This is a genomic window from Acinetobacter sp. CIP 51.11, assembly GCF_000369665.1.
In the GTDB taxonomy this organism is placed as follows: Bacteria; Pseudomonadota; Gammaproteobacteria; order Pseudomonadales; family Moraxellaceae; genus Acinetobacter; species Acinetobacter lwoffii_S.
The window spans coordinates 2,203,023-2,226,036 of record NZ_KB850129.1; the positions used below are offsets into that span (position 1 = coordinate 2,203,023).

Consider the following 23,014-nt stretch of genomic DNA (forward strand, 5'->3'; position numbering starts at 1 on the left):
AAAAAATCATTCCCTTTATAAGCCCATCGATTCGAGGGTCTTGCCTTTGGTTTCTTCACCCAAGACCAGAATCACAATCGCGACAGCGACCAGAACTGCCGTAAACATGGTAAAGACATAGCTAAAGCCATTCGGCATACCCATCAGATGGGTTACGGCAAAAGGTGCCGCGATACCGCCAATCCGGCCAACAGCCCCGGCCCAGCCTGAACCAAAGGCACGGATATTGGTCGGATATTGTTCCGGCGTATAAGTATAGAGTACGCCCCAGGCACCCAGATTAAAGAAGGACATCAGACAGCCCCAAATCACGATTTCAGTAACACTACCCGACTGACCAAAGAAATAGGCAGAAATCGCGCACATGCCAATAAAGCCGGCCAAAGTCGGCTTACGACCGAGTTTTTCGACCAGCCATGCCGCCACCAGATAACCGGGCAACTGCGCCAGAATCATAATCAGCACATATTCAAATGACTGGACAATGCTATAACCTTCTTTGACCAGTAAGCTTGGCAACCAGGTAAAGATGCCATAATAGGAGAAAATAATACCGAACCAGATCAGCCAGAGCATAAGCGTACGGCGCGCAAAGATACCCGACCATAATTGTGAAAATGAAATATTCTGCTTCTCTGCGACTGGTTTCACTTCAAAAATTTCATAGACTTGAACGCCACATTGACGCTCAATCTTTTTCACCAGTGCTGAAGCTTCCTCTATACGGCCACGGTTAATCAGGAAAGGAATAGATTCCGGTATCATTTTCCAGATTACAATGGCATACAGCGCAGGCAGGCCACCAATCATGAAAGCAGTTTGCCAACCAAAATCAGGAATAACAAAGCGCGATACCAGCGCCGCAACCAGCCAGCCTAGCCCCCAAAAACTTTCCAGCAAGACAATAAAACGGCCACGCACATGTGCAGGAATATATTCACTGACCAGCGTTACGGCCACGGGTAACTGACCACCCAAGCCTAAACCGACAATAAAACGGAATACTAGTAGCCAAGTCAGATTCGGTGCAAAAGCGCAGGCTGCCGTGGCCAAGCTATAAATGACCAGAGTCGCAGCAAAGACTGTTTTACGGCCAAAACGGTCTGCCAGGCCACCTGAACAAATCGCCCCGATCGCCATGCCGACAAAACCGATCGACACTACCCAGCTTTTTTGATCCGCAGTCATCTGCCAGTCTTCGGCCATTTTGGCCAGGATAAAGGAAATCAATCCGGTATCCATCGCATCAAACATCCAGCCCAGTCCAATCACCACCAGCAAGGTGTAGTGAAACCTACCAATCGGTAAGCGTTGTATGCGAGAAACTAAATCCATAACAAAAATCTCTGATCAGGTGGAACGGGAGATGCTGCTTTCTCAACAGGTGGGCTGCTTTGTATTTTTTATACTACGAATTGAGCTGAATGCGGCTATTTTTATTGCCGCACTTTATACATTTAAAAATTAAGATTCGTCTTTGGAAGATGCCGAGTGCTCATCATCATCTTTATAAATGAATTTTGGCATTTCCAGACCAAAATAGATGGCGATCAGACGTAAGCTAAAACCAAAAATCAGGGTAGACAAAATGGTCAGATCCTGCGACAAGCCGTAGTGGCTACAGAGCCAGTAAAAGATCACTGAAACAAAGGCAATACTGGCATACAGTTCACGGCGGAACACCAGCGGCACGTCATTACATAAAATATCACGCAAAATCCCGCCAGACACTCCGGTCAAAACACCCGCGACGGCGCTGACCACAAAACCATGTCCCATTTCCAGGGCAATCTGGCAGCCAATAATGGTAAAGCCAATGAGCCCCAAGGCATCCAGTACCAGGAAGACATTACGTAACTGTCGCATCCATTTGGCAATCAGGATGGTGACGAAGGCGGCGCAACAGGTCAGCACCAGATATTCGGGATGTTTGACCCAAGTCAAGGGATAATGTCCGAGCAGAACATCACGGACCGAACCACCGCCCAGTGCCGTGACACAGGCAATAATCATCACGCCAAACCAGTCCATGCTGCGCCGGCCAGCGGACAGTGCCCCGGTCATGGCTTCAGCGGTAATTGCAATAATATAGATGACGGTCAGTAACATCGCCCTGCTTCCACCTGAGGCTATGAGATGGCGGCTATTCTAAGCTAAATCTGTGTGAAAGTTATAAGAATCCGGCACAACATTGCTTAAATTTTTTCCCCGAACCACAAATGCAGGCCTGTTTCATGGTGATGTTATAGTCTGTAGTCGGATCCAGAAAATACCAGCGACCTTCAAACTTCACAAAATGCGAAGCTTCATGATGCACCTGTGCCTGCTTGCCATCATGATAATGTGCCTTAAACTCGACCAAGGCATGATTTTTATCTAGTTTTTCATTGGCTTGAACAATTTCAAGCTTTAACCATTGATTGGCTTTACTCCATTCACTAATTGCCTGCAGGTCCAGCGCTTGTTGCTGACCCAGCGCAGTCGTGGTTTTGATGTAATCGATTTCATGCTTGGCGAAGGCACTGTAACGGGAACGCATGAGTTGCTGTGCAGTCTCTGCGACCTTTTGCCCTACATGCAGTGGCTGACAACAACTGTGATATTCGCCTTGTCCACATGGACATGCTTCTGACATTTCAGTTCCATAAAAATAGCCCGACAATCCGGGCTATTTTAGCAAACTTTACAGGCCAAACATTGGCTAGAATCTAGTCCTGTGCAGGAAGCTGCGGAATGATATGCACTTTATCGATCTTATGACCGTCCATCGTCACGACCTCAAAGATATGCCCATCTGCTTCAAACTTTTCACCGCTATGTGGTAAACGTGCCATATGGAACAATACATAACCAGATAAAGTCGAATATTCTTCGGTTTCATTGACCAGATCACGATCCAGCAGCAAGGAAACATGACGAATATCGGTGGAACCATCCAGAATCAGGCTGCCATCTTCCAGGCTTTCCGCGGCGGCTTGCAACTCATCTTCATCCGGGAATTCACCGGCAATTGCTTCAAGAATATCAATTGGGGTGGCAATCCCTTCAATTGAACCATATTCATTCAGGACAATTGCCATCTGCAATGGAGCCTGACGCAACTGTTCCATCACCATCAAGACCTGGGCATTTTCATGCACAATCACCGGTTCACGTAAGTGCTTTTCAAAATCCAGCACCCCGGTTTCAATGTATTCGTTGAGGACTTTATGGGTCAGTACCACACCGGCAATATTATCCAGTTCACCCCGGGCGATAATCAGACGCGAGTGGCTCATCTGCAATAACTGTTCTTTGATACTGTCAGCGTCATTGTCCAGATCAATCCATTCCAGTTCAGGACGTGGCGTCATTACCGACTTGACCGGACGTTCAGACAGACCCAGTACCCCCTGCACCATGACACTATGATAGATGCCATTGTCATCATTAAAGACTTCATCGGCAAAGGCACGCGTGGCCAGAACATCTTCCGGTTCAGACGAGTCATTGTCCTGAGCAGGTTTACCACCCAGCATCCGCATCACTGCTGAAGCAGTACGGTAGCGCATATCCGTAGTAGTCACCATTTTTTCCTGATTGCGTTTCATGGTCTGGTTAATAAATTCGACAATCACCGAGAAACCAATCGCAGCATACAGATAGCCTTTCGGAATATGGAAACCGAAGCCTTCGACCACCAGCGAGAAACCGATCATCATCAGGAAGCCCAGACACAGAATCACTACGGTCGGATGCCTGTTGACGAAATCCATCAGGGCTTTGGATGCCCAGAGCATAATCCCGATGGCAATAATCACGGCAATCATCATGACTGACAGGTCTTTGACCATGCCAACCGCAGTAATCACACTGTCCAATGAGAAAACGGCATCCAGCACCACGATCTGGACAATCACCATCCAGAATACTGCATGGACCGGATTTTCTTCTTTGATGACCGGTTTGGCTTCCAGACGCTCATGCAGTTCCATGGTGCCTTTGAACAGCAGGAACACCCCACCAAACAATAGAATCAGATCTCGACCTGAGAAAGCATGATCAAAAATATGGAACAGTGGATCAGTCAGAGTGACCACCCAGGCAATCGAGGCCAGCAAGATCAAACGCATTACCAAGGCCAGCATTAAGCCCACAATCCGCGCTGCATTACGCTGTTCGGGTGGCAGTTTCTCCGCCAAAATGGCAATAAAAACCAGATTGTCGATCCCGAGTACAATCTCAAGAACAATTAATGTGAGTAAACCGACCCAGGCTGAAGGGTCCGACATCCATTCAAAGATCATACGCTTGGCTCCTGAAACTCAGGACTGCAGCATTGAATGAACCGAGACTGTAATGAAACAGCATAATATTTTTGATATTGAACAATACCAATTACTTGACGGCGATTTATAGAGTTACACGGCCAACTACCACTACCCATTTTCGTTCTATTGTTGTGAAACCAATTTTTAGTATAGCAAGATCAAATCGAAATTCACCCTTTTTCATGGCTGTTTATCGATGAATTTTGCCTGGCTGTAATGCAGTGAAAATGCAGCTGCTCACAGAATTGTCATATTTATTAATTAAGCTAGAGTCACAAGAAAGAAAAATGATAAGGTGAAGAAAATAAATGCAAAGCGTAATTCAAATGACAGATTATTTTAAAGACAACTCCCCAAAAACAACTCGCCCTCTAGTGGCACTCTATTGTGGTTCACGTGCAGGCAACAAACCGGTTTATTTAGAAAAAGCCATTCATCTCTCGCAAGGACTGGCAGAACATGGTTTCGGACTGGTCTATGGTGGCGCCAGTATCGGCCTGATGGGACAGGTCGCGGATGCCATGATCCAGCACGGCGGTGAAGCCGTTGGGGTAATTCCCGAATTTATGCTGGATTATGAAATTGCCCATAACCAGCTCACTGAATTACATGTGGTGACCAGCATGCATCAACGCAAGGCTATGATGGCTGAGCGGGCCTGTGCCTTTGTAGCACTACCGGGTGGACTGGGCACGTTTGAGGAAATTCTGGAAATTGCCACCTGGGGGCAGCTGAACCAGCACCAGAAACCAATGATGCTGTATAACGTGAATGGTTTCTATGATGCCTTGATTGCACAGCTGGACCGTGCGGTCGAAGATGGTTTTTTACCGCCACAGCATCGCGCCAAACTGATCATTTGCGAACACGAAGAAGAAATTTATACAACTTTAACCAATTTAGGCCATCCGCAAAGATTTGTGGTTTAAACCGTTCCAATTAAGAAAAAAGCGAGCACCTGGCTCGCTTTTTTATTGGATTTTTAATATCAGGATTTATTGACCATAATTCGTCACAAAGTCATAAAACATCGGCAAAGTTGTTGCCAGAATGACCGACATGGCCAGACCGAACATCAGTTTCATGGCATCTGCACTGACATTACGTGAAGTACGATGTTTGTTGACTTCATCCAGAATCATCGACATGGCAAATTCACGACCTGCGAGTAATCCCAGGAATACCCAGGTGGTACTCATTGGAATGTTGCTCCACTCTTTAAAAACTAACAGGATAATGGCATACATGAAGTCGATAATCGTTGCAGCACGAATGTCGGTCACACCGGTTTTGGTGTCGACAATGTTTTGGATAGCCCCGCCACGTTGATACAGAATCACACCCAGCAAGACTACGAATACCGTAATCGCAAACATCAGGAATTCAAACGGCACCTGACGTGGCACATACACGAAGATGTTAGCCAGATCCTGAATCAGCCATTGGCTCCACAGGAAACCGGTAGAGACCCATTGCAAGCCCATCCAGACCTTGGAGTGTTCCTGATGACGTGTCTTGGCAAAATGGCGTGCCAGCTGCTTGACCACAAAACGATAGATGACAATCGCCACAATAAAGGCCACGGCGTAGCCCATCATCGATTTGACCATCATCGAGCCTAAGCTGGCAGGAGAGAAAATCGTAAGCACCAGGAAGGTGGTACTGACTGGAATCCCGTATCTGGTTAGTAGTAACAGGAGAATTGGCGGCACAATATACAGCCAGGTAATACCACCTTCAGGGAAAGGAATCGTTTCTAAACGACCGTATGAGGCATCACCCACCCCAGATGCATACCAACCATAGACCAATACGACAATTAAAATTGAGCTGATATAAATCCACAACACCCACCATGGGCGATGTGAATTCGAAGAAATAAATGTCCCTAGGGTTTGAGGTACATCATTTCCGACAATAGAGTAAGCGGCTAAACAAAAGCCGATCACCATCAAAATCTCGATTGTCATAAAAACAAACCTATACGCGAGGAGATTTCAGCATTGCTGAAAAGTTGGCCCAAGATTATGACGGTTTTATTTCATTTTAATGACAAAAATGTCATATATGCGGTCACCTTACAAAAAAGAGCACCGAAGTGCCCTGAGTCTAAAAGCTTTTGGTTACTTGAGATTTAATTGATAAATCGTGGTGCTGCCACTGACTTCATGGCCGACCACCAAGAGTGGTTTCTTATTCGGGGAGTCTTTGGCGGGGATAAATACCAAACCTTCCGGTCCTAAATCACCGGCTTGTCCCATTTCAATCTGCGCTGTGGTTGCTTTAAAATCACGTGAATTAATATATTGCACGAAGATTGGTGATGCAGGTGTAGACACATCATAGACCATGATGCCACCGACACGCTCCAGCCCAATAAAGGCAAAGGTTTTTTGACCAATCTGCCCCAAGGTCACCCCTTCAGGTTCCGGCCCTTTATTGTCACTGCGATTATCCAGTCCGGCTTCTTCATGATTAAAGTTGAAAATCTCAGGATGATGTTTGGCAATATACTGCTCAAACTGATCGCCCGAATCCCATACCAGTTCTAAACCGGTCTGCTGATCATTTTCCACCCAGATACTGACCGAGCGTGTACCAAAGCTATATAAATGATCATAGACCAGATTGCCCCGTTCATTCAGTTTGGCTGTACCATCGGCATTTTTTTGATAGCCTTCGGTCCACGTAATATTTAAACGGCCCAAAAGATGATCTTCACGGCAGTCTTTGGCATCCCCTACAATAGCACCGCAGTAGGCAAAGTTAGTTGGATTGAGTTCTGCACCTTTGGCCAATACCCGAAGATGGGCTGGTAAATCATCGCCCAGACGGCGGTCAAAACCTTTGGCATGGACCAAGTGTTTCACCCGCCATTCTTCTACAAAGCCCTGGCTGGTATCGTTATTGAAATATGCAGGATTGTTTTCACCCCAGGCACGGGCATCGCCTTCATTGGCAGACACAATATAGGTTTTGCCGGCGACCTCAAAACTTGCAATCGCATCTGGCATATATAAGCCTCGGACATTGGCCCAAGTTTGAATATTGATTTTGCCTTTACCGTCGACACCATCCACATCGCTGACATCCATACCATGACCCTTCATGCCATGATCTTTGAAGCCAAATGGATAAACAGCGAGTACTTTGGCAGCAGCCACATCAATTTTGGCCAAGGCATTGTTTTCCTGTAAGGCAACCCAGGCGGTTTTTCCATCTTTTGAAACAGTGATGTACTCAGGTTCAAAATCCTGAGCTGCGCTGGCCTTTGGTCCGAAAATCCGGATGCCCTGTTCACTCAATGCTGCTTCCCGTCCATTAAAGGCCTTAAAGTCTGCGCTACGAACGATCGGGGCTTTTAAATTGGCCAGACTAATGACAGATACTGAACCCTCTGGATCAACCTGATAATCATCAGAAGGCTCGCCTTCATTGGCCACCAACAAGCTTTGACCATCCGGTGTGAAAGTCAGCATGTCCGGCAAGGCACCCACCTGTACGTGGGCCAACTTGCTCAGGTCTTTGGCCTGATATAAAGCAATATAGCCCGGGTCAGTTTTCACAGCAGCCTGAATCGCAATGGCGACGATGCCATTATGTACTGCGACACTGTTGACCTCAGCCTCTGGCGCAATGTCATCGACCTTGATGGAACTTATTTTTTTCGGCTGATCAGGCTGACTTAAATCCAGCACATCCAATACGCCTTCTTTGGCATTGACCACGAATAGGCGTTGACTCTCGGTATCAAAGGCCGGAATTTCTGCTGCACTTTGCGCAAACACACCCGATTCATAAGCGGCTAATTTGCTTAACTCGATCGAGTTCGGTGTAGCCTCGACGATTGGAACCGGTGTTTCATTTTCATTCTCACTTCCACATGCCACCATCCCCACAGCCAGCATGGCCACTATCAATGATTTTAATTTCATTTTTTGTTGATCTATCATGAAGAATTCGTGACCAATTTATAACCAGAGCATTGCAGTGCCATGACAGATCGGTTGCAGTTACTTGACACAACACTGCTATAAAAGTTGACACGCTTTATATACGACAGACTCGACTGATTCCTTTAAACTATTCAAAATTTTCAGTTTTCCAGAATTATGAATGCCACGCCTACTCATCAAGCCTTAGATCCCGAGTTCAGACTGCTGGTCTTGTTGGTCTCGATTGGCTTTTTCATGCAGGGGCTGGATACCACCATTATTAATACCGCCCTACCTGCAATTGCCCAAAATTTGCAGGAAGATCCGCTACGCATGCATAGTGTGGTTGTGGCTTATGTGCTGTCTGTGGCAGCCTGCATTCCTTTAAGTGGCTGGCTGGCAGACCGGTTCGGGGTCAGAAATACCTATTTTGCTGCAATTATTATTTTCTCTTTGGCCTCTTTGGGCTGTGCCTGGTCAAGTAGCCTGAATGAATTATTGGTGTACCGGATCTTTCAAGGGATAGGTGGTGCATTATTGCTGCCGGTAGGCCGGCTGGCCATGCTAAAGATCATTCCCCGTACCCAGTTTCTGGCCGCTATGAGCCTGATGAGTCTGGCCGGCCTGATTGGTCCTTTAATTGGGCCGACCCTAGGTGGCTGGATGGTCGAATATCTGTCCTGGCATTGGATTTTCCTGATCAATTTGCCGATTGGCTTGCTGGGCGCACTGATTACCTTTAAGGCCATGCCGAATGTACTTGAACCTACAGTCGCTCGCTTTGATTATTGGGGCTTTATCTTGCTGGTCGTGGCCATGGTGGGCCTCTGTCTGGGAATTGAAAATTTTGCCAGTCCACAAAACTCGCTGTGGTGGAGCCTGAGCCTGATTCTAGCCGGTTTATTGGCCACCCTGGTTTATGCCTATCATTCGCATACGCATAGCAATGCCCTGTTTCGCAGCCGGCTGTTTAAAAATAAAATTTATGCGATTGGTATTTTGGGTAATTTCTTTGCCCGTCTCGGCGGTAACTCGATTCCGTTTTTACTGCCGCTGATGTTGCAGGTGGCTTTCGGTTTCGAACCTTTTATTACTGGTTTATTGATGATTCCGACTGTGCTTGGTTCGCTGGCCTCCAAACCGATTATCCGCAACATCATTCAGCGTTTTGGCTACCGTCGGGTCTTGCTGGTCAATACTTTGCTGGTGGGTCTGTGTATTGCCAGTTTTGCCCTAACCACAGCGGAAACCCCTATCTGGCTCCGTGCGATTCATTTCTTTATCTTCGGCATTTTAAATTCACTGCAATTCGTGTCGATGAATACCCTGACCTTAAAGGACTTAAGCCAGCAGGATGCCAGTAGCGGCAACAGTTTCCTGTCGATGATCATGATGCTGTCGATGAGTATCGGGGTGGCACTGGCAGGAACACTGGTAAACATGCTGAGTGCCTATTACGGCGCTGACAATCTGGTGGCTGCTTTTCATATGTCACTGATCTGTTTAGGCTGTATCAATATTATTGCAGCCTATATTTTCTGGCATATTCCTAAAAATACCCCGGTTTGATGCGATATATTCACTTTTGGCTGATTGTAAGTTTTAGGCTAAATCACATATAGGCAAGGACTGAAGATGCAAAAAAATCAGGCTCCGAACAGAGTTAATAAATCGCTCTTGATTGGGCTTGGCGTGCTGATCACTGTGATCGCTAGCGCCATGGTCTATCTCTGCCTGATGAAAGCACCCTCTGCCCATGCGGCCGATTACCCAATCCAGGGTTTTGATGTATCGCATCATCAAAAAGAGATTCAGTGGCAGCAGATTTCGCCTGAAAAATACCGATTTGTTTATCTGAAAGCCACTGAAGGCGGCGACTTTAAAGATACCAAATTTCAGGAAAACTGGCTCAAGGCCCGGGAACGCGGCTTTCTGGTCGGTGCCTATCATTTCTACCGGCTCTGCCGCGATGGCAGCATTCAGGCCCAGAACTTTATTGACTCCGTCCCCAATAAACCGGATGCCTTACCGCCAGTGATTGATCTGGAATATGACAGCAACTGTATCAATACCTATTCTAAAGAGCAGCTTTTAAACGAAATTCAGGTGATGCATGATGTCCTGAAAAAGCATTATGGCAAGCAGCCGATTTTCTATATTTCTAAAGCTTTTTATAATATTGTACTGACAGGATATTTTCCTGATGTACCGCTCTGGGTACGTGAGTACAAGGGTCTGCCTGATCTAAAAAACCAGCCTAAATGGATGTTTTGGCAACATACCAGTCAGGGTAAAATTTCCGGCATTACCACACCAGTAGACCTGAATGTTTTTTATGGCTCAGAACAGCAATGGGATGATTTTCTCAAGAAGAATGAGATTGTAATACCTTCATCTGAGAATCAAGAGAAACAAAGCTGATCGCCTGAAAATAGGTTCTTTATAAAAACAAAACAATAAGGAAATAAAAAGATTGAAATGGATAAAAGGCGTTTTACTCGGTTTGGTAATTCTTCTCTTGCTCATCGCGTGTACACTGGCTTATCTGTTGCAAGCTTCGGGCAAGGTTAGTGACTTTAAAGCGTGGCAGCCGCAAACCGGTACATCCGTTCATGGTCTCACCGTTAATTTTTTTGGTGTGTCCACCCTGTTACTCGATGATGGCCACGATCAGATCCTGATCGATGGTTTCTTTGGCCGGCCATCTTTGTGGCAAGTACTTAACCGCCCTATTCAAAGTGACAGGCTACTCATTGAACAACTGGTGCAACACCATGAATTGAGCCGAACCCAAGCCATTCTGGTCAGTCACTCGCATTATGATCATGTTCTGGATATACCGGCCTTACTGGAGATGCTTCCCGAAACTGCTATCGTCGGTTCACCGAGCACACTGAATATCGCCCGGGCAAATCCCAAAGTTACTCCACAGCAATTACAGCTGGTTAAGCCTTGGCAAATACAGCAATGGGGCCATTTCCAGATCACTGCCATTCCCTCACAACATACCCCGCCTACAGCGGTAAATGATGATTTAGGCGAAGAGCTGCTGCAGCCTTTCACCCTTCCGGCTAAATTTTCCGAATTTAAGGAAGGTGGCAGTTTCGATTACCTGATTGAGCATGCAGGACATAAAATTCTGGTCAAGGCCAGTACCGGATTTATTCCAGAGCAATTGCAGCATCTGAAAGTCGACACCCTGTTTTTAGGCATTGCCCAGCTTTCCAGACAATCCGATGCCTATCAGCAGCAATATCTGGCTGAAACCCTGAACCTCCTCAAGCTCAAAGTGGTGATTCCGGTGCATTGGGATGATTTTTTTCAGCCGTTAAACCAGCCGCTGCAATTTTTACCCCGTCTTGCCGATGACACTCCAAAAAGTTTGCAACTTCTGATTCAGGCTGCCGAGACACAAGGGACAAAAGTCATTCTGCTCAGCGGACCGCAACCCTATTTACTCAACTCAGCCTTCGCTTCCCAATCCGATTAAAGCCCCTTAAGATAGCGAACATGCGCAAAATTATTCATCTCGATATGGATGCCTTTTATGCCTCGGTAGAGCTGCGTGAACGTCCAGAACTGAAAGACTTACCTGTGGTGATTGCCTCGCATCATCCTCGGGCGGTGGTCGCGGCTGCCTCCTACCCGGCACGGGTTTATGGCCTGCGTTCTGCCATGTCCATGGGGCAGGCGCGCAAACTATGTCCTCAAGTTATCGTGATTGAGCCGGATTTTGCCAAATATCGGCAGGTATCGGCACAGATTCATCAGATCTTCCAGCAATATACTTCCCTGATTGAGCCACTGTCCCTGGATGAAGCCTTTCTAGATGTCACAGAAAATTTAAAACAAATCCCAAGTGCTACCGAAGTCGCCATGCGAATTCGCGAGGATATTTTTCAAGCCACCGGATTAACCGCTTCTGCTGGTGTAGCACCCAACAAGTTTCTTGCCAAAATTGCTTCGGACTGGCACAAACCGAATGGGATCTGTGTGATTAAACCTTCGCAGGTACAGCGTTTTATCCAGGATCTGCCACTAAAAAAAATTCCCGGCGTCGGTAAAGTCACTCAGGAAAAACTGAAAAGCCTGAATCTAGAAACTTTAGGCGATTTACAGCAAATCGATGAAGCCTTACTAATTCAACATTTTGGCAAATATGGCCGGCGGCTATTTTTGTATGCTCAAGGCATTGATGAACGACCGGTCGAAGTGGAACGGGAACGCCAGCAAATTTCCAAAGAAACCACTTTTGATGATGACCTGCATCTGAACCAATGTCGCCCCTATTGGGAGCCTTTACTTGGACAAGTATGGCAAAGCCTGCAAAAGAAACAGCTTTCGGCTCGCGGCGTTACGGTCAAATTAAAACTCAAGAATTTTCAGGTGATGCAACACAGTAAAAGTTTTAAACAGGTGCTGCGTAGCCCACAGGAATTAGCCCAAGCCTTGGACTTACTGCTCGACGACCTGCATATTGCTCCGCAGATGCAATTTCGGCTGATCGGCGTCGGCGTGTATCAGCTCAGCGTCCCCGAAACTGAAACCCAGTTATTGCTACTCTAAACCTTTTTTGATCATGTTTTAGGCATCAGTTTAAAAATACGGCAACTTTGTTTTTACATTTTGATTTTTTAGAGTACTCTATCTGCGCAATGCATTATCCATGTATGTGCCGAGATGCTGAAAATCACCTTTACTTTCAGCATGATGTCCTGTGATTAGCGAGACGATCAAATCCGAATATTGCAGGGCAACTCTGATGTAACTCATGGAATCCCCTCCTGCATGTCTTCTGTAAATTCTTCTGTTGTTCAAGAACAACGCGCACGTAAAGCTGTGCTATCTAGTTTTGTTGGTGCTGTTGTCGATTGGTATGATTTTCTCCTTTACGGCATTGTTGCAGCCTTAATTTTTAAAGATCAGTTTTTCCCTAGTATTGGCGAGAACATGGGCACCCTGGCGGCACTGGCCACCTTTGGGGTCGGCTTCCTGTTTCGTCCTTTAGGTGGTGTGGTATTTGGTCACTTTGGTGACAAGCTCGGCCGTAAAAAAATGCTGGTACTTACGGTAATCCTGATGGGAATTTCCACGGTCGGGATTGGTCTGCTGCCAAATTTTGAAGCAATTGGCTGGTGGGCTCCGGTGCTGTTGGTGTTTTGCCGTGCCTTGCAAGGCTTTGCCGTGGGTGGTGAATGGGGCGGCGCAGCTCTGATGGCAGTTGAAAATGCACCCAAGGGTAAAAAAGCCTTTTATAGCAGCGGGGTTCAGGTCGGCTATGGTGTTGGCCTGGTATTGGCCACTGGTGCAGTCTCCATTATTATTGCGACCCTAGGCGAACAGGCTTTTGCGGACTGGGCATGGCGTATTCCCTTTCTGGCCAGCATCGTACTGTTAGCTGTAGCGATGTGGATCCGACGTGATCAGGATGAATCGCAAGAGTTTGTGGAAAAGGTGGTGAAAGCTGATCATCAACCAGAAAAACTGCCGATCTTGCAGGCGATCAGCAAACATCCAAAAGCTTTCTTTTATATTATTGCCTTACGTTTGACTGAATTGCTGACCATGTATTTGGTCACCAATTTCGCCCTGAACTATTCCACCAGCAACCTAGGCATGGACAAACAGTTCTTCCTGAATATTACCCTGATGGTCGGGGCAATTAGCTGTTTCAGTATTCCATTTTTTGCCTGGCTGGCGGATAAATTCAATCATCAGAAAATGTGTGTCTGGGGTGGTTTGATTGGTGCGCTTTCGGCCTTTCCATTCTTTATGGCGCTCGATGCACAAAATACCTGGATGATCATTGTCGGGGCAATTTTACTGACGAACGTCGCACACGATATGGTGGTTAGTGTCCATCAACCGATTTTCACCTCACTGTTTGGCACAGAATACCGCTACAGCGGTGCCGGAGTTGGTTATCAGGTGGCGAGTATCATTGGTGGGGGTTTTACCCCATTTATTGCAGCGGCACTGGTGATTTGGGCGGATGGTTCATGGCATTATGTAGCCATCTATCTGGCGGTGGGTTGTCTGCTGACTTCATTGGTCGCAGCCCTGATGCCCAAAACTCAGGATGAACAACATGACAGTTGAACGTTTACATGTATCGAAACGCTTTTCGGAAATTGCCATTGCCGGTAATCTGGTACATCTTGCCGGCCAGCTGGCCACAGATGTCGAACTGGATATTAAAGGGCAAACCCAACAGACTTTAGATATTATTGACCAGTTTCTGGCAGATGCCGGCACAGACAAAAGTCACATCATGTCGGTAACCATCTATTTGAAAGACATTGAAAAAGATTATGCAGCCTTCAATGAAGTCTGGGATGCCTGGGTCGCTGATATCGAAGCGCTGCCTCGTACCTGTGTAGAAGCAAAACTCTATGATCCACGGGTATTGGTCGAACTGACTGTCGTGGCGGTTAAACCAGAATAATGTTTTAAGATCGATACTCATAAAAAAAGCATGCTTCTGGCATGCTTTTTTGTTTTAACCGACTGCTTTGATTTTACTACGCTCTAAATCCGAATATAAATAATATTTTTTCAGATCATTGCTAACTGTATATTTGGGCATTTTCTGCATTTGCGTTTGCTCCTGCAAGAAGTCCTGGCGCAACTGATAATATTCCGGCACATCATCGTAACGGATCACCCGATAACCGGCCATGGTCAGTAATGCATCCTGAAAACCCGTCTGCTGGGGACGCTTTAAGATTAAGGGATCATCCACTCCTACCACGGCTAGAATCTGATGCTGCTGATCCAGAATGACAAAATCTGCAGTCAGGTTACGGTACTTATGCCGAGTCCGGTTAAATTTAGTCGTTATTAAGGCATCATAGGAAACATGTGCCAGAATAATGTATTCAGGTAAGACTTCTCTCAGGCGAGTGAAGGTCAATTGCTCATTCAGGTTAAAAATAGCACGCTGCTTTAACGCACTGTCTTGTGGTTTGGAATTATTTCCGAGCTTTTTCCATGCCATGAGCACGACACAGAAGAGCAGGAAACTCCCAATCATAATATAGGTGGTCATGCCTAAATCCTTGCATTCTTATAATCATTTTTGTTTTATTGTTGTGCAGTATAAACCCACGCTTTATTTTAAATAGATATAACAACCAATCTGTTTAAATACCCATACAACTGGTATCAAAATTCGATTCTGTGTTACCTAAAGTGACATCTCTCTAGATGCCAATGAAAGTGGATTTAAAGTACTGATAATGCACTCTAAAACATCCATGGAATTGATCGCAATACATATCTGCCCAACTGTAGGACAATTCCGACAAAGTGTTATTTTTATATCACTTTTTTAAAGAATTTAGTCCAAATAATATATTCTTTTACACTTTCAACGCACAAGCTCAGGCTACGTTACTTTACCCAAGAGCTAAAAAAAGACACCGAAGTGTCTTTTTATTAACTTAATTATGCACGTGATTTGGGCTTCGCTTTAGGCTTTGGCCCACCAAACGGTTTTTTGGCATCACCCGTTTCACGTGGTGGTAAACCAGTGTGCTGGGTCAGAATTTGACCACGCTCAGGACGTTTCTTGGTATTTGGAGGACGTGACTGAGCTTGTGCAGCCTTGCTACGATTCCCTTGCTCACCGGTACGTTTTTGCGAATCACCGGCAACCGTCGAATTCTTCTTACGCGCCGATTGATACTGACCGTCTGCACTGCCTACAGGCTGATAAGTCGGAATTAAATGCTGTTTCGAGTTACCAATCAAATCCTGACGACCCATTTCTTTCAGGGCTTCACGCAGCAAAGGCCAGTTGTTTGAATCATGATAACGCAAGAAAGCTTTGTGCAAACGACGACGTTTCTCACCTTTCACAATGTCGACATTTTCAGTATAACGCGCCACTTTCGCCAGCGGGTTTTTACCAGTGTAGTACATGGTAGTTGCAGTCGCCATTGGTGAAGGATAGAAGGTCTGTACCTGATCGGCACGGAAACCATTCTTCTTCAACCAAATCGCCAAATTCATCATGTCGTAATCGGTAGTTCCCGGATGCGCCGCGATGAAGTAAGGAATTAAGTATTGTTCCTTGCCTGCTTCCTTACTATAACGATCAAACATTTGCTTGAAGCGGTCATAAGTCCCAATACCTGGCTTCATCATTTTATTGAGTGGGCCTTTTTCGGTATGTTCAGGCGCAATTTTTAAGTAACCACCGACATGATGGGTGACAAGTTCTTTGACATATTCAGGGTTTAAAACCGCAAGGTCATAACGTAGGCCTGAACCAATCAGAATCTTTTTAATGCCTGGTAAAGAACGCGCTTTACGGTATAACTGCGTCAATGGAGCATGATCCGTATGCAAATTCTGACAAACGCCCGGGAATACACATGACGGTTTACGACAGTTCTTTTCAATCTCAGGATCTTTACAGGCCAGACGGTACATATTGGCTGTTGGGCCACCCAGGTCCGAGATAATGCCAGTAAAGCCTGGAGCCGTATCACGGATTTTTTCCACTTCACGCAGAATCGATTCTTCAGAACGGTTCTGAATAATACGACCTTCATGTTCCGTAATCGAACAGAAAGTACAGCCACCGAAACAGCCACGCATGATGTTCACAGAGAATTTGATCATGTCAAACGCAGGGAAACGGGCATTGCCATAAGCAGGATGCGGCAGACGTGCATAAGGCAGGTCAAACACATAGTCCATCTCTTCCGTAGTCAACGGAATTGGCGGTGCATTCAACCAGACATCACGTTCACCATGCTTTTGCACCATGGCACGCGCATTCCCCGGATTGGTTTCCAGATGTAGAATACGGTTGGCATGTGCATAGAGCACTGGATCTGCAGCAACTTCTTCAAAAGTAGGCAAACGGATTACGGCCAATTCGCGCGGCGGTAACTTATGTTTAATCGCTTTAGAAGCCGGTTGCAGTTGCACAATTTGCGTATCAGGATCTAAGTCATCCCCTGCTCGCACAATCGGATTGGCGACATGTTCTTTTTGGAAACCTTGGTACTGACTAGAATCCTTGCCTTGTTCAATCTCACAACCCTCGATATCTTCAGTCATGACATAAGGGTTAATAATTGGATCAACACGGCCAATCGCATCCACATCATTCGATGCGATTTCAACAAATTTGGCTTTCGATGGGCGGTTGTGTTTATTCACAATAAACGCTGTACCACGAACATCGGTAATATCTTGGATTTTTTCACCACGCGCCAAGCGATGCATGATTTCAGTGATTGAACGCTCACCATTACCGTACATCAAAAGATCGGCTTTTGAATCCATCAACACCGAACGACGCACTTTGTCTGACCAGTAGTCATAATGCGCAATACGACGTAATGATGCTTCAATACCGCCCAATAATACCGGTACATCCGGATAAGCTTCACGGACACGCTGGCAATACACGGTTGCCGCACGGTCTGGACGTTTGTTTGGCTGATTGTCTGGTGAATAGGCATCATCAGAACGGATTTTACGGTCAGCCGTATAACGGTTGATCATGGAATCCATATTCCCTGCAGTCACACCCCAGGCAATATTCGGTTTACCTAAAACGCGGAACGCATCCACGCTGGTCCAGTCTGGCTGTGCAATAATACCGACACGGAAGCCTTGTGCTTCTAGCGTACGACCAATAATGCCTGAACAGAAAGATGGATGATCGATATAAGCATCACCACACACCAAAATAAAATCACAGCTGTCCCAGCCGAGTTGATCCATTTCCTCGCGTGACATCGGCAAAAATGGCGCAGGGTCAAAACAAGACGCCCAATATTTGTCGTAATCAAACAACGCTTTTGGCGCAGTCTGCATGGTATAAGCAGTAGACATGGCTAGCAATTCTCGGCTGGCAGATGATAGGAGATCTAAAAATAAGATCAAAGATGAAAGCCGATTATTTTACCATGAATCGGCCCTAGCTTGCTTGATTATAATTTATACAAAATCAGAGACTAACTGAATCACGCTCTATTTGTCACTTGAATCTAAAGTTTAAATATTTCAAAAAAGAAATTGATTCTATTTATGAGGAGGAAAGCTTGGAAATAATCTCTAATTTGAACGGAGTTTTAAACTGAATGACAAACCCGTCAGTAATAACGCGGCAATAAACACAGTTAATCCTATCCAGCCATAATTTTCCCATACCAATCCGCTTGAGCTCCCCAACACGCTTGAACCCAGGTAATAGCAAAATAAATACAGCGACGAACCGACTGCCCGATACTGTAAGGACTGGATCGACACCCAGCTACTGGCAGTCGAATGGGCAGCAAAAAAAGAAAAAGTAAAAATCAGCAATCCAATAAAAACAATAACCAACTGATCAATAAGCATCAGCGCCAAGCCCACAAGCATCATCAGGATCATGGCTGCCAATATTCTGAATTTTCCATAATGCCGTCCCCAGTGTGCTGCTCGAGGGGAGCTATAAATACCAGCCAAATAAGTAATCGAAATCACGCCAATCCAGACATGAGATAATTCAAATGGCGCTTGGATCAAGCGATAACTCAGATAATTAAATACCGAGACAAAGCAGCCCATCAAGATAAAACCTTGCAGGAATAAAACCCGAAGTTTTGGATCAGCGAGATTCTGCCTAAATGAGTTTTTAAAACGATTCAGCTTGATTGGATAGGCTTTAAAATGTTGCGAAGCGGGTAATAGGTAAGAAAATAATCCAGCGATACAAAGATTTAAGATACCGATAATCAAAGTGGCAGATTGCCAGGAGATAAAATCCACTAAAACTCCGGCAATTAAACGCCCTCCCATACCACCTATCGCTGTGCCAGAAATATATAAGCCCATGGCAAAACCGATATCTTTTTCTGCAATTTCTTCTCCGATATAAGTCATCGCGACCGCAGCGACACCACTGACTGTCAATCCAATCATTACTCGTGTGGTCAGAAACACGGACCAGATCGGCAATATTGCACTTAATAGTAATAATACTGAGACTGAAAATAGCGACCAGACCATAATCGGCTTACGACCGAATCGGTCTGATATTAGTCCAGTAAAAATCAGGCCAACTGCCAAGGCAATGGTAGAAAAAGATAAAGGGAAACTGCTTTGAGTCGGGCTGACCTGGAAATAATCAGCCAGAATCGGCATCATCGGCTGTACGCAATACAGTGATGAAAAAATGGCAAAGCCAGCAAGGAATAAGGAAAAAAGCACTGCTTTAAAAGCAGAAGAGCCATATTCAATATGGCTTGAAGATGAATTTGAGGACATATCCGCTCCATAGACCGGTTCAGTATACGCCTCTCAATTTTATTTTTATGTGATGTTTCAGTCGAAATAGCACATAAATAACATTTATTTGACTAAATTCCACGCATAAAAAAACACCCCCTGTCAAATGACAGGGGGATTTTCGAATAATGAGCTGGCGATGACTTACTCTCACATGGGTAACCCCACACTACCATCAGCGCTAAGAGGTTTCACTTCTGAGTTCGGGAAGGGATCAGGTGGTTCACTCTTGCTATGGTCGCCAGCACAACTGTTTATGGATACTTGCTAGGTCTTACGTTTTGCCTTGCTTTCTACCAAATAGAATTCATTAACAGGTATATCTGAGTTGGGTATTTTGTTCTTTAGCGTTCACTAAATCAAGCTGTTTTGCTTAATATCGAATCAATCGATCCTCACTTCTTTCGAAGTTCGTACAACAACTGTTTGGGTGTTGTATAGTCAAGCCTCACGAGCAATTAGTATTGGTCAGCTTCACATATCACTATGCTTCCACATCCAACCTATCAACGTCGTAGTCTTCAACGGCTCTTTAGGAGACATAAAGTCTCGGGGAAATCTTATCTTGAGGTAGGCTTCCCGCTTAGATGCTTTCAGCGGTTATCCCTTCCGAACATAGCTACCCGGCGATGCCACTGGCGTGACAACCGGTACACCAGAGGTTCGTCCACTCTGGTCCTCTCGTACTAGGAGCAGATCCTCTCAAATTTCCAACGCCCACGGTAGATAGGGACCGAACTGTCTCACGACGTTCTAAACCCAGCTCGCGTACCTCTTTAAATGGCGAACAGCCATACCCTTGGGACCTGCTTCAGCCCCAGGATGAGATGAGCCGACATCGAGGTGCCAAACACCGCCGTCGATATGAACTCTTGGGCGGTATCAGCCTGTTATCCCCAGAGTACCTTTTATCCGTTGAGCGATGGCCCTTCCATACAGAACCACCGGATCACTAAGACCTACTTTCGTACCTGCTCGACTTGTGGGTCTCGCAGTTAAGCGCGCTTTTGCCTTTATACTCTACGCGTGATTTCCGACCACGCTGAGCGCACCTTCGTACTCCTCCGTTACTCTTTAGGAGGAGACCGCCCCAGTCAAACTACCCACCAGACATGGTCCTCGTCCCGGATAACGGGACAGAGTTAGAACCTCAATATTACCAGGGTGGTATTTCAAGGACGGCTCCATCGCAACTAGCGTCGCGACTTCAAAGCCTCCCACCTATCCTACACAAGTAAGATCAAAGTTCAATGTCAAGCTGCAGTAAAGGTTCACGGGGTCTTTCCGTCTAGCCGCGGGTACACCGCATCTTCACGGCGAATTCGATTTCACTGAGTCTCTGCTGGAGACAGCGCCCCCATCATTATGCCATTCGTGCAGGTCGGAACTTACCCGACAAGGAATTTCGCTACCTTAGGACCGTTATAGTTACGGCCGCCGTTTACTGGGGCTTCGATCAAGAGCTTCGCTTACGCTAACCCCATCAATTAACCTTCCAGCACCGGGCAGGCATCACACCCTATACGTCCACTTTCGTGTTTGCAGAGTGCTATGTTTTTAATAAACAGTTGCAGGGGCCTGGTTTCTGAGGCTGTCGGCCGCTCAAGGAGCAAGTCCTATCACAGACAACAGCGTACCTTCTCCCGAAGTTACGGTACCATTTTGCCTAGTTCCTTCAGCAGAGTTCTCTCAAGCGCTTTGGTCTACTCGACCTGACCACCTGTGTCGGTTTCGGGTACGATTCCTGTGTAACTGAAGCTTAGAGACTTTTCCTGGAAGCATGGTATCAGCCACTTCACTGTACAAGTACAGCTTGCTATCAGTTCTCAGCATAGAGTACCCCGGATTTGCCTAAGATACATGCCTACAACCTTCCACCTGGACAACCAACGCCAGGCTGACTTAACCTTCTCCGTCCTCTCATCGCATTACACAGAAGTATTGGAATATTAACCAATTTCCCATCGACTACGCCTCTCGGCCTCGCCTTAGGGGTCGACTCACCCAGCCCCGATTAACGTTGGACTGGAACCCTTGGTCTTTCAGCGTGCGAGTTTTTCACTCGCATTGTCGTTACTCACGTCAGCATTCGCACTTCTGATACCTCCAGCAGACTTCTCAATCCACCTTCATCGGCTTACAGAACGCTCCCCTACCACGCATAATAAATTATGCATCCGCAGCTTCGGCATATAGTTTTAGCCCCGTTACATCTTCCGCGCAGGCCGACTCGACTAGTGAGCTATTACGCTTTCTTTAAAGGGTGGCTGCTTCTAAGCCAACCTCCTAGCTGTCTATGCCTTCCCACATCGTTTCCCACTTAACTATAATTTTGGGGCCTTAGCTGGCGGTCTGGATTGTTTTCCTCTTGACTACGGACGTTAGCACCCGCAGTCTGTCTCCCGGATAGTACTCATTGGTATTCGGAGTTTGCATCGGTTTGGTAAGTCGGGATGACCCCCTAGCCGAAACAGTGCTCTACCCCCAATGGTATTCGTCCGAGGCGCTACCTAAATAGCTTTCGGGGAGAACCAGCTATCACCAAGTTTGATTAGCCTTTCACCCCTATCCACAAGTCATCCCCTGGCTTTTCAACGACAGTGGGTTCGGTCCTCCAGTTAGTGTTACCCAACCTTCAACCTGCTCATGGATAGATCACCTGGTTTCGGGTCTATACCCAGCAACTAAACGCCCTATTAAGACTCGGTTTCCCTACGGCTCCCCTATGCGGTTAACCTCGCTACTGAATATAAGTCGCTGACCCATTATACAAAAGGTACGCAGTCACCGGACTAAGCCGGCTCCCACTGCTTGTATGCATGCGGTTTCAGGATCTATTTCACTCCCCTCACAGGGGTTCTTTTCGCCTTTCCCTCACGGTACTGGTTCACTATCGGTCAGTCAGGAGTATTTAGCCTTGGAGGATGGTCCCCCCATATTCAGACAAGGTTTCACGTGCCTCGCCCTACTCGACATCATCATATAAGCCCTTTCGTGTACAGGACTATCACCGTCTACGGTCGCACTTCCCAGAGCGTTCCACTAGAACTTATATGACTTAATGGGCTCTTCCCCTTTCGCTCGCCGCTACTGAGGGAATCTCAATTGATTTCTTTTCCTAAGGGTACTGAGATGTTTCACTTCCCCTCGTTCGCCTTGCAACACTATGTATTCATGTTGCAATACCTACCTTATGGTAAGTGGGTTTCCCCATTCAGACATCTCCGGATCACAGGATATTTGCCGCCTCCCCGGAGCTTTTCGCAGGCTATCACGTCTTTCTTCGCCTCTGACTGCCAAGGCATCCACCACATGCACTTAATTACTTGACTATACAACCCCAAACAGTCGTTTGATCCTACAAGTAGATCAACCAACATAACAGTTTAGAGCACTGTGCACTTAAGCACCGTACAGCTTCAATTAGATTCATATACCAAAACGCTTGATTCAGTTAATTTCGCTAGAACTCATTTC

16 protein-coding genes and 2 rRNA genes are annotated in these 23,014 nt (G+C 46.2%); 7 read left to right on the forward strand and 11 right to left on the reverse strand.

Translation table 11 applies throughout. The features are described 5' to 3' along the window. Window positions 1-15: 15 nt before the first annotated feature. The 4 genes from F894_RS14280 to F894_RS14295 all read right to left on the reverse strand — a co-directional run bounded on the left by F894_RS14280 (window position 16) and on the right by F894_RS14295 (window position 4,286). Window positions 16-1,335, reverse strand: coding sequence for a niacin transporter NiaP (locus tag F894_RS14280; RefSeq protein WP_005248439.1), 1,320 nt, complete (start codon window positions 1,333-1,335; stop codon window positions 16-18). A gap of 129 nt (window positions 1,336-1,464) precedes the next feature. Continuing rightward, a complete protein-coding gene (locus F894_RS14285; protein WP_004644893.1) occupies window positions 1,465-2,109 on the reverse strand; it encodes a trimeric intracellular cation channel family protein in 645 nt (214 codons plus the stop codon). Between the two features lie 61 nt (window positions 2,110-2,170). After that, window positions 2,171-2,635 (reverse strand): YchJ family protein, encoded by a 465-nt coding sequence (locus F894_RS14290; protein WP_005248441.1) that lies wholly within the window; start codon window positions 2,633-2,635, stop codon window positions 2,171-2,173. A 73-nt stretch (window positions 2,636-2,708) separates the two neighbouring features. Then, entirely contained in the window at window positions 2,709-4,286 is a 1,578-nt protein-coding gene (locus F894_RS14295; RefSeq protein ID WP_005248442.1) for a TerC family protein, read from the reverse strand. A gap of 332 nt (window positions 4,287-4,618) precedes the next feature. Here F894_RS14295 and F894_RS14300 point away from each other — a divergent pair, with 332 nt between their 5' ends. After that, window positions 4,619-5,239 carry an LOG family protein gene (locus F894_RS14300; RefSeq protein ID WP_004732555.1) on the forward strand — a complete coding sequence of 207 codons (621 nt, stop codon included), beginning with the start codon at window positions 4,619-4,621 and terminating at the stop codon, window positions 5,237-5,239. A 66-nt stretch (window positions 5,240-5,305) separates the two neighbouring features. Here the strand turns inward: F894_RS14300 and F894_RS14305 are convergent, their stop codons facing one another. Both F894_RS14305 and F894_RS14310 read right to left on the reverse strand, forming a co-directional pair. Then, window positions 5,306-6,280 (reverse strand): hypothetical protein, encoded by a 975-nt coding sequence (locus tag F894_RS14305; RefSeq protein ID WP_005248449.1) that lies wholly within the window; start codon window positions 6,278-6,280, stop codon window positions 5,306-5,308. A gap of 153 nt (window positions 6,281-6,433) precedes the next feature. Continuing rightward, entirely contained in the window at window positions 6,434-8,263 is a 1,830-nt protein-coding gene (locus F894_RS14310) for a choice-of-anchor I family protein (RefSeq protein WP_416201979.1), read from the reverse strand. A 159-nt stretch (window positions 8,264-8,422) separates the two neighbouring features. Here F894_RS14310 and mdtD point away from each other — a divergent pair, with 159 nt between their 5' ends. From mdtD to F894_RS14340, 6 genes are all read left to right on the forward strand, one after another. Next, on the forward strand, window positions 8,423-9,814 hold the full coding sequence (mdtD, locus tag F894_RS14315) for a multidrug transporter subunit MdtD (RefSeq protein ID WP_005248451.1): 1,392 nt from the start codon (window positions 8,423-8,425) through the stop codon (window positions 9,812-9,814). A 66-nt stretch (window positions 9,815-9,880) separates the two neighbouring features. Further along, window positions 9,881-10,666 (forward strand): glycoside hydrolase family 25 protein, encoded by a 786-nt coding sequence (locus tag F894_RS14320; protein WP_005248452.1) that lies wholly within the window; start codon window positions 9,881-9,883, stop codon window positions 10,664-10,666. Window positions 10,667-10,718: 52 nt separating this feature from the next. After that, the gene (locus F894_RS14325; RefSeq protein WP_005248453.1) at window positions 10,719-11,735 is read left to right on the forward strand and encodes an MBL fold metallo-hydrolase; all 1,017 of its coding nucleotides are present in this window, start codon (window positions 10,719-10,721) and stop codon (window positions 11,733-11,735) included. Between the two features lie 20 nt (window positions 11,736-11,755). After that, window positions 11,756-12,811 carry a DNA polymerase IV gene (gene dinB, locus F894_RS14330; protein WP_005248454.1) on the forward strand — a complete coding sequence of 352 codons (1,056 nt, stop codon included), beginning with the start codon at window positions 11,756-11,758 and terminating at the stop codon, window positions 12,809-12,811. Window positions 12,812-13,033: 222 nt separating this feature from the next. Then, window positions 13,034-14,344 (forward strand): shikimate transporter, encoded by a 1,311-nt coding sequence (shiA, locus tag F894_RS14335; protein WP_005248456.1) that lies wholly within the window; start codon window positions 13,034-13,036, stop codon window positions 14,342-14,344. Then, window positions 14,334-14,690: a RidA family protein gene (locus tag F894_RS14340; protein WP_005101539.1), complete on the forward strand. Its 357-nt coding sequence runs from the start codon at window positions 14,334-14,336 to the stop codon at window positions 14,688-14,690. The genes shiA and F894_RS14340 overlap by 11 nt, the downstream gene beginning before the upstream one ends. Before the next feature lie 54 nt (window positions 14,691-14,744). Here F894_RS14340 and F894_RS14345 read toward each other — a convergent pair whose 3' ends face one another. From F894_RS14345 to F894_RS14365, 5 genes are all read right to left on the reverse strand, one after another. Beyond that, window positions 14,745-15,293 carry a DUF2726 domain-containing protein gene (locus F894_RS14345; RefSeq protein WP_005248457.1) on the reverse strand — a complete coding sequence of 183 codons (549 nt, stop codon included), beginning with the start codon at window positions 15,291-15,293 and terminating at the stop codon, window positions 14,745-14,747. A 398-nt stretch (window positions 15,294-15,691) separates the two neighbouring features. Further along, complete coding sequence (locus F894_RS14350; protein WP_005248458.1) at window positions 15,692-18,100, reverse strand: YgiQ family radical SAM protein; 2,409 nt, start codon at window positions 18,098-18,100, stop codon at window positions 15,692-15,694. Between the two features lie 222 nt (window positions 18,101-18,322). Then, on the reverse strand, window positions 18,323-19,516 hold the full coding sequence (locus F894_RS14355) for an MFS transporter (protein ID WP_005248459.1): 1,194 nt from the start codon (window positions 19,514-19,516) through the stop codon (window positions 18,323-18,325). A 152-nt stretch (window positions 19,517-19,668) separates the two neighbouring features. Next, window positions 19,669-19,783: ribosomal RNA gene (gene rrf, locus F894_RS14360) — 5S ribosomal RNA — on the reverse strand. Between the two features lie 191 nt (window positions 19,784-19,974). Next, window positions 19,975-22,869: ribosomal RNA gene (locus F894_RS14365) — 23S ribosomal RNA — on the reverse strand. Window positions 22,870-23,014 lie beyond the last annotated feature (145 nt).

Coding starts and splice junctions, on each gene's coding strand:
- F894_RS14280 (WP_005248439.1), bottom strand. CDS start 1,335: ATGGATTTAGTTTCTCGCATACAACGCTTACCGATTGGTAGGTTTCAC.
- F894_RS14285 (WP_004644893.1), bottom strand. CDS start 2,109: ATGTTACTGACCGTCATCTATATTATTGCAATTACCGCTGAAGCCATG.
- F894_RS14290 (WP_005248441.1), bottom strand. CDS start 2,635: ATGTCAGAAGCATGTCCATGTGGACAAGGCGAATATCACAGTTGTTGT.
- F894_RS14295 (WP_005248442.1), bottom strand. CDS start 4,286: ATGATCTTTGAATGGATGTCGGACCCTTCAGCCTGGGTCGGTTTACTC.
- F894_RS14300 (WP_004732555.1), top strand. CDS start 4,619: ATGCAAAGCGTAATTCAAATGACAGATTATTTTAAAGACAACTCCCCA.
- F894_RS14305 (WP_005248449.1), bottom strand. CDS start 6,280: ATGACAATCGAGATTTTGATGGTGATCGGCTTTTGTTTAGCCGCTTAC.
- F894_RS14310 (WP_416201979.1), bottom strand. CDS start 8,263: ATGATAGATCAACAAAAAATGAAATTAAAATCATTGATAGTGGCCATG.
- mdtD (WP_005248451.1), top strand. CDS start 8,423: ATGAATGCCACGCCTACTCATCAAGCCTTAGATCCCGAGTTCAGACTG.
- F894_RS14320 (WP_005248452.1), top strand. CDS start 9,881: ATGCAAAAAAATCAGGCTCCGAACAGAGTTAATAAATCGCTCTTGATT.
- dinB (WP_005248454.1), top strand. CDS start 11,756: ATGCGCAAAATTATTCATCTCGATATGGATGCCTTTTATGCCTCGGTA.
- shiA (WP_005248456.1), top strand. CDS start 13,034: ATGTCTTCTGTAAATTCTTCTGTTGTTCAAGAACAACGCGCACGTAAA.
- F894_RS14340 (WP_005101539.1), top strand. CDS start 14,334: ATGACAGTTGAACGTTTACATGTATCGAAACGCTTTTCGGAAATTGCC.
- F894_RS14345 (WP_005248457.1), bottom strand. CDS start 15,293: ATGACCACCTATATTATGATTGGGAGTTTCCTGCTCTTCTGTGTCGTG.
- F894_RS14350 (WP_005248458.1), bottom strand. CDS start 18,100: ATGTCTACTGCTTATACCATGCAGACTGCGCCAAAAGCGTTGTTTGAT.
- F894_RS14355 (WP_005248459.1), bottom strand. CDS start 19,516: ATGTCCTCAAATTCATCTTCAAGCCATATTGAATATGGCTCTTCTGCT.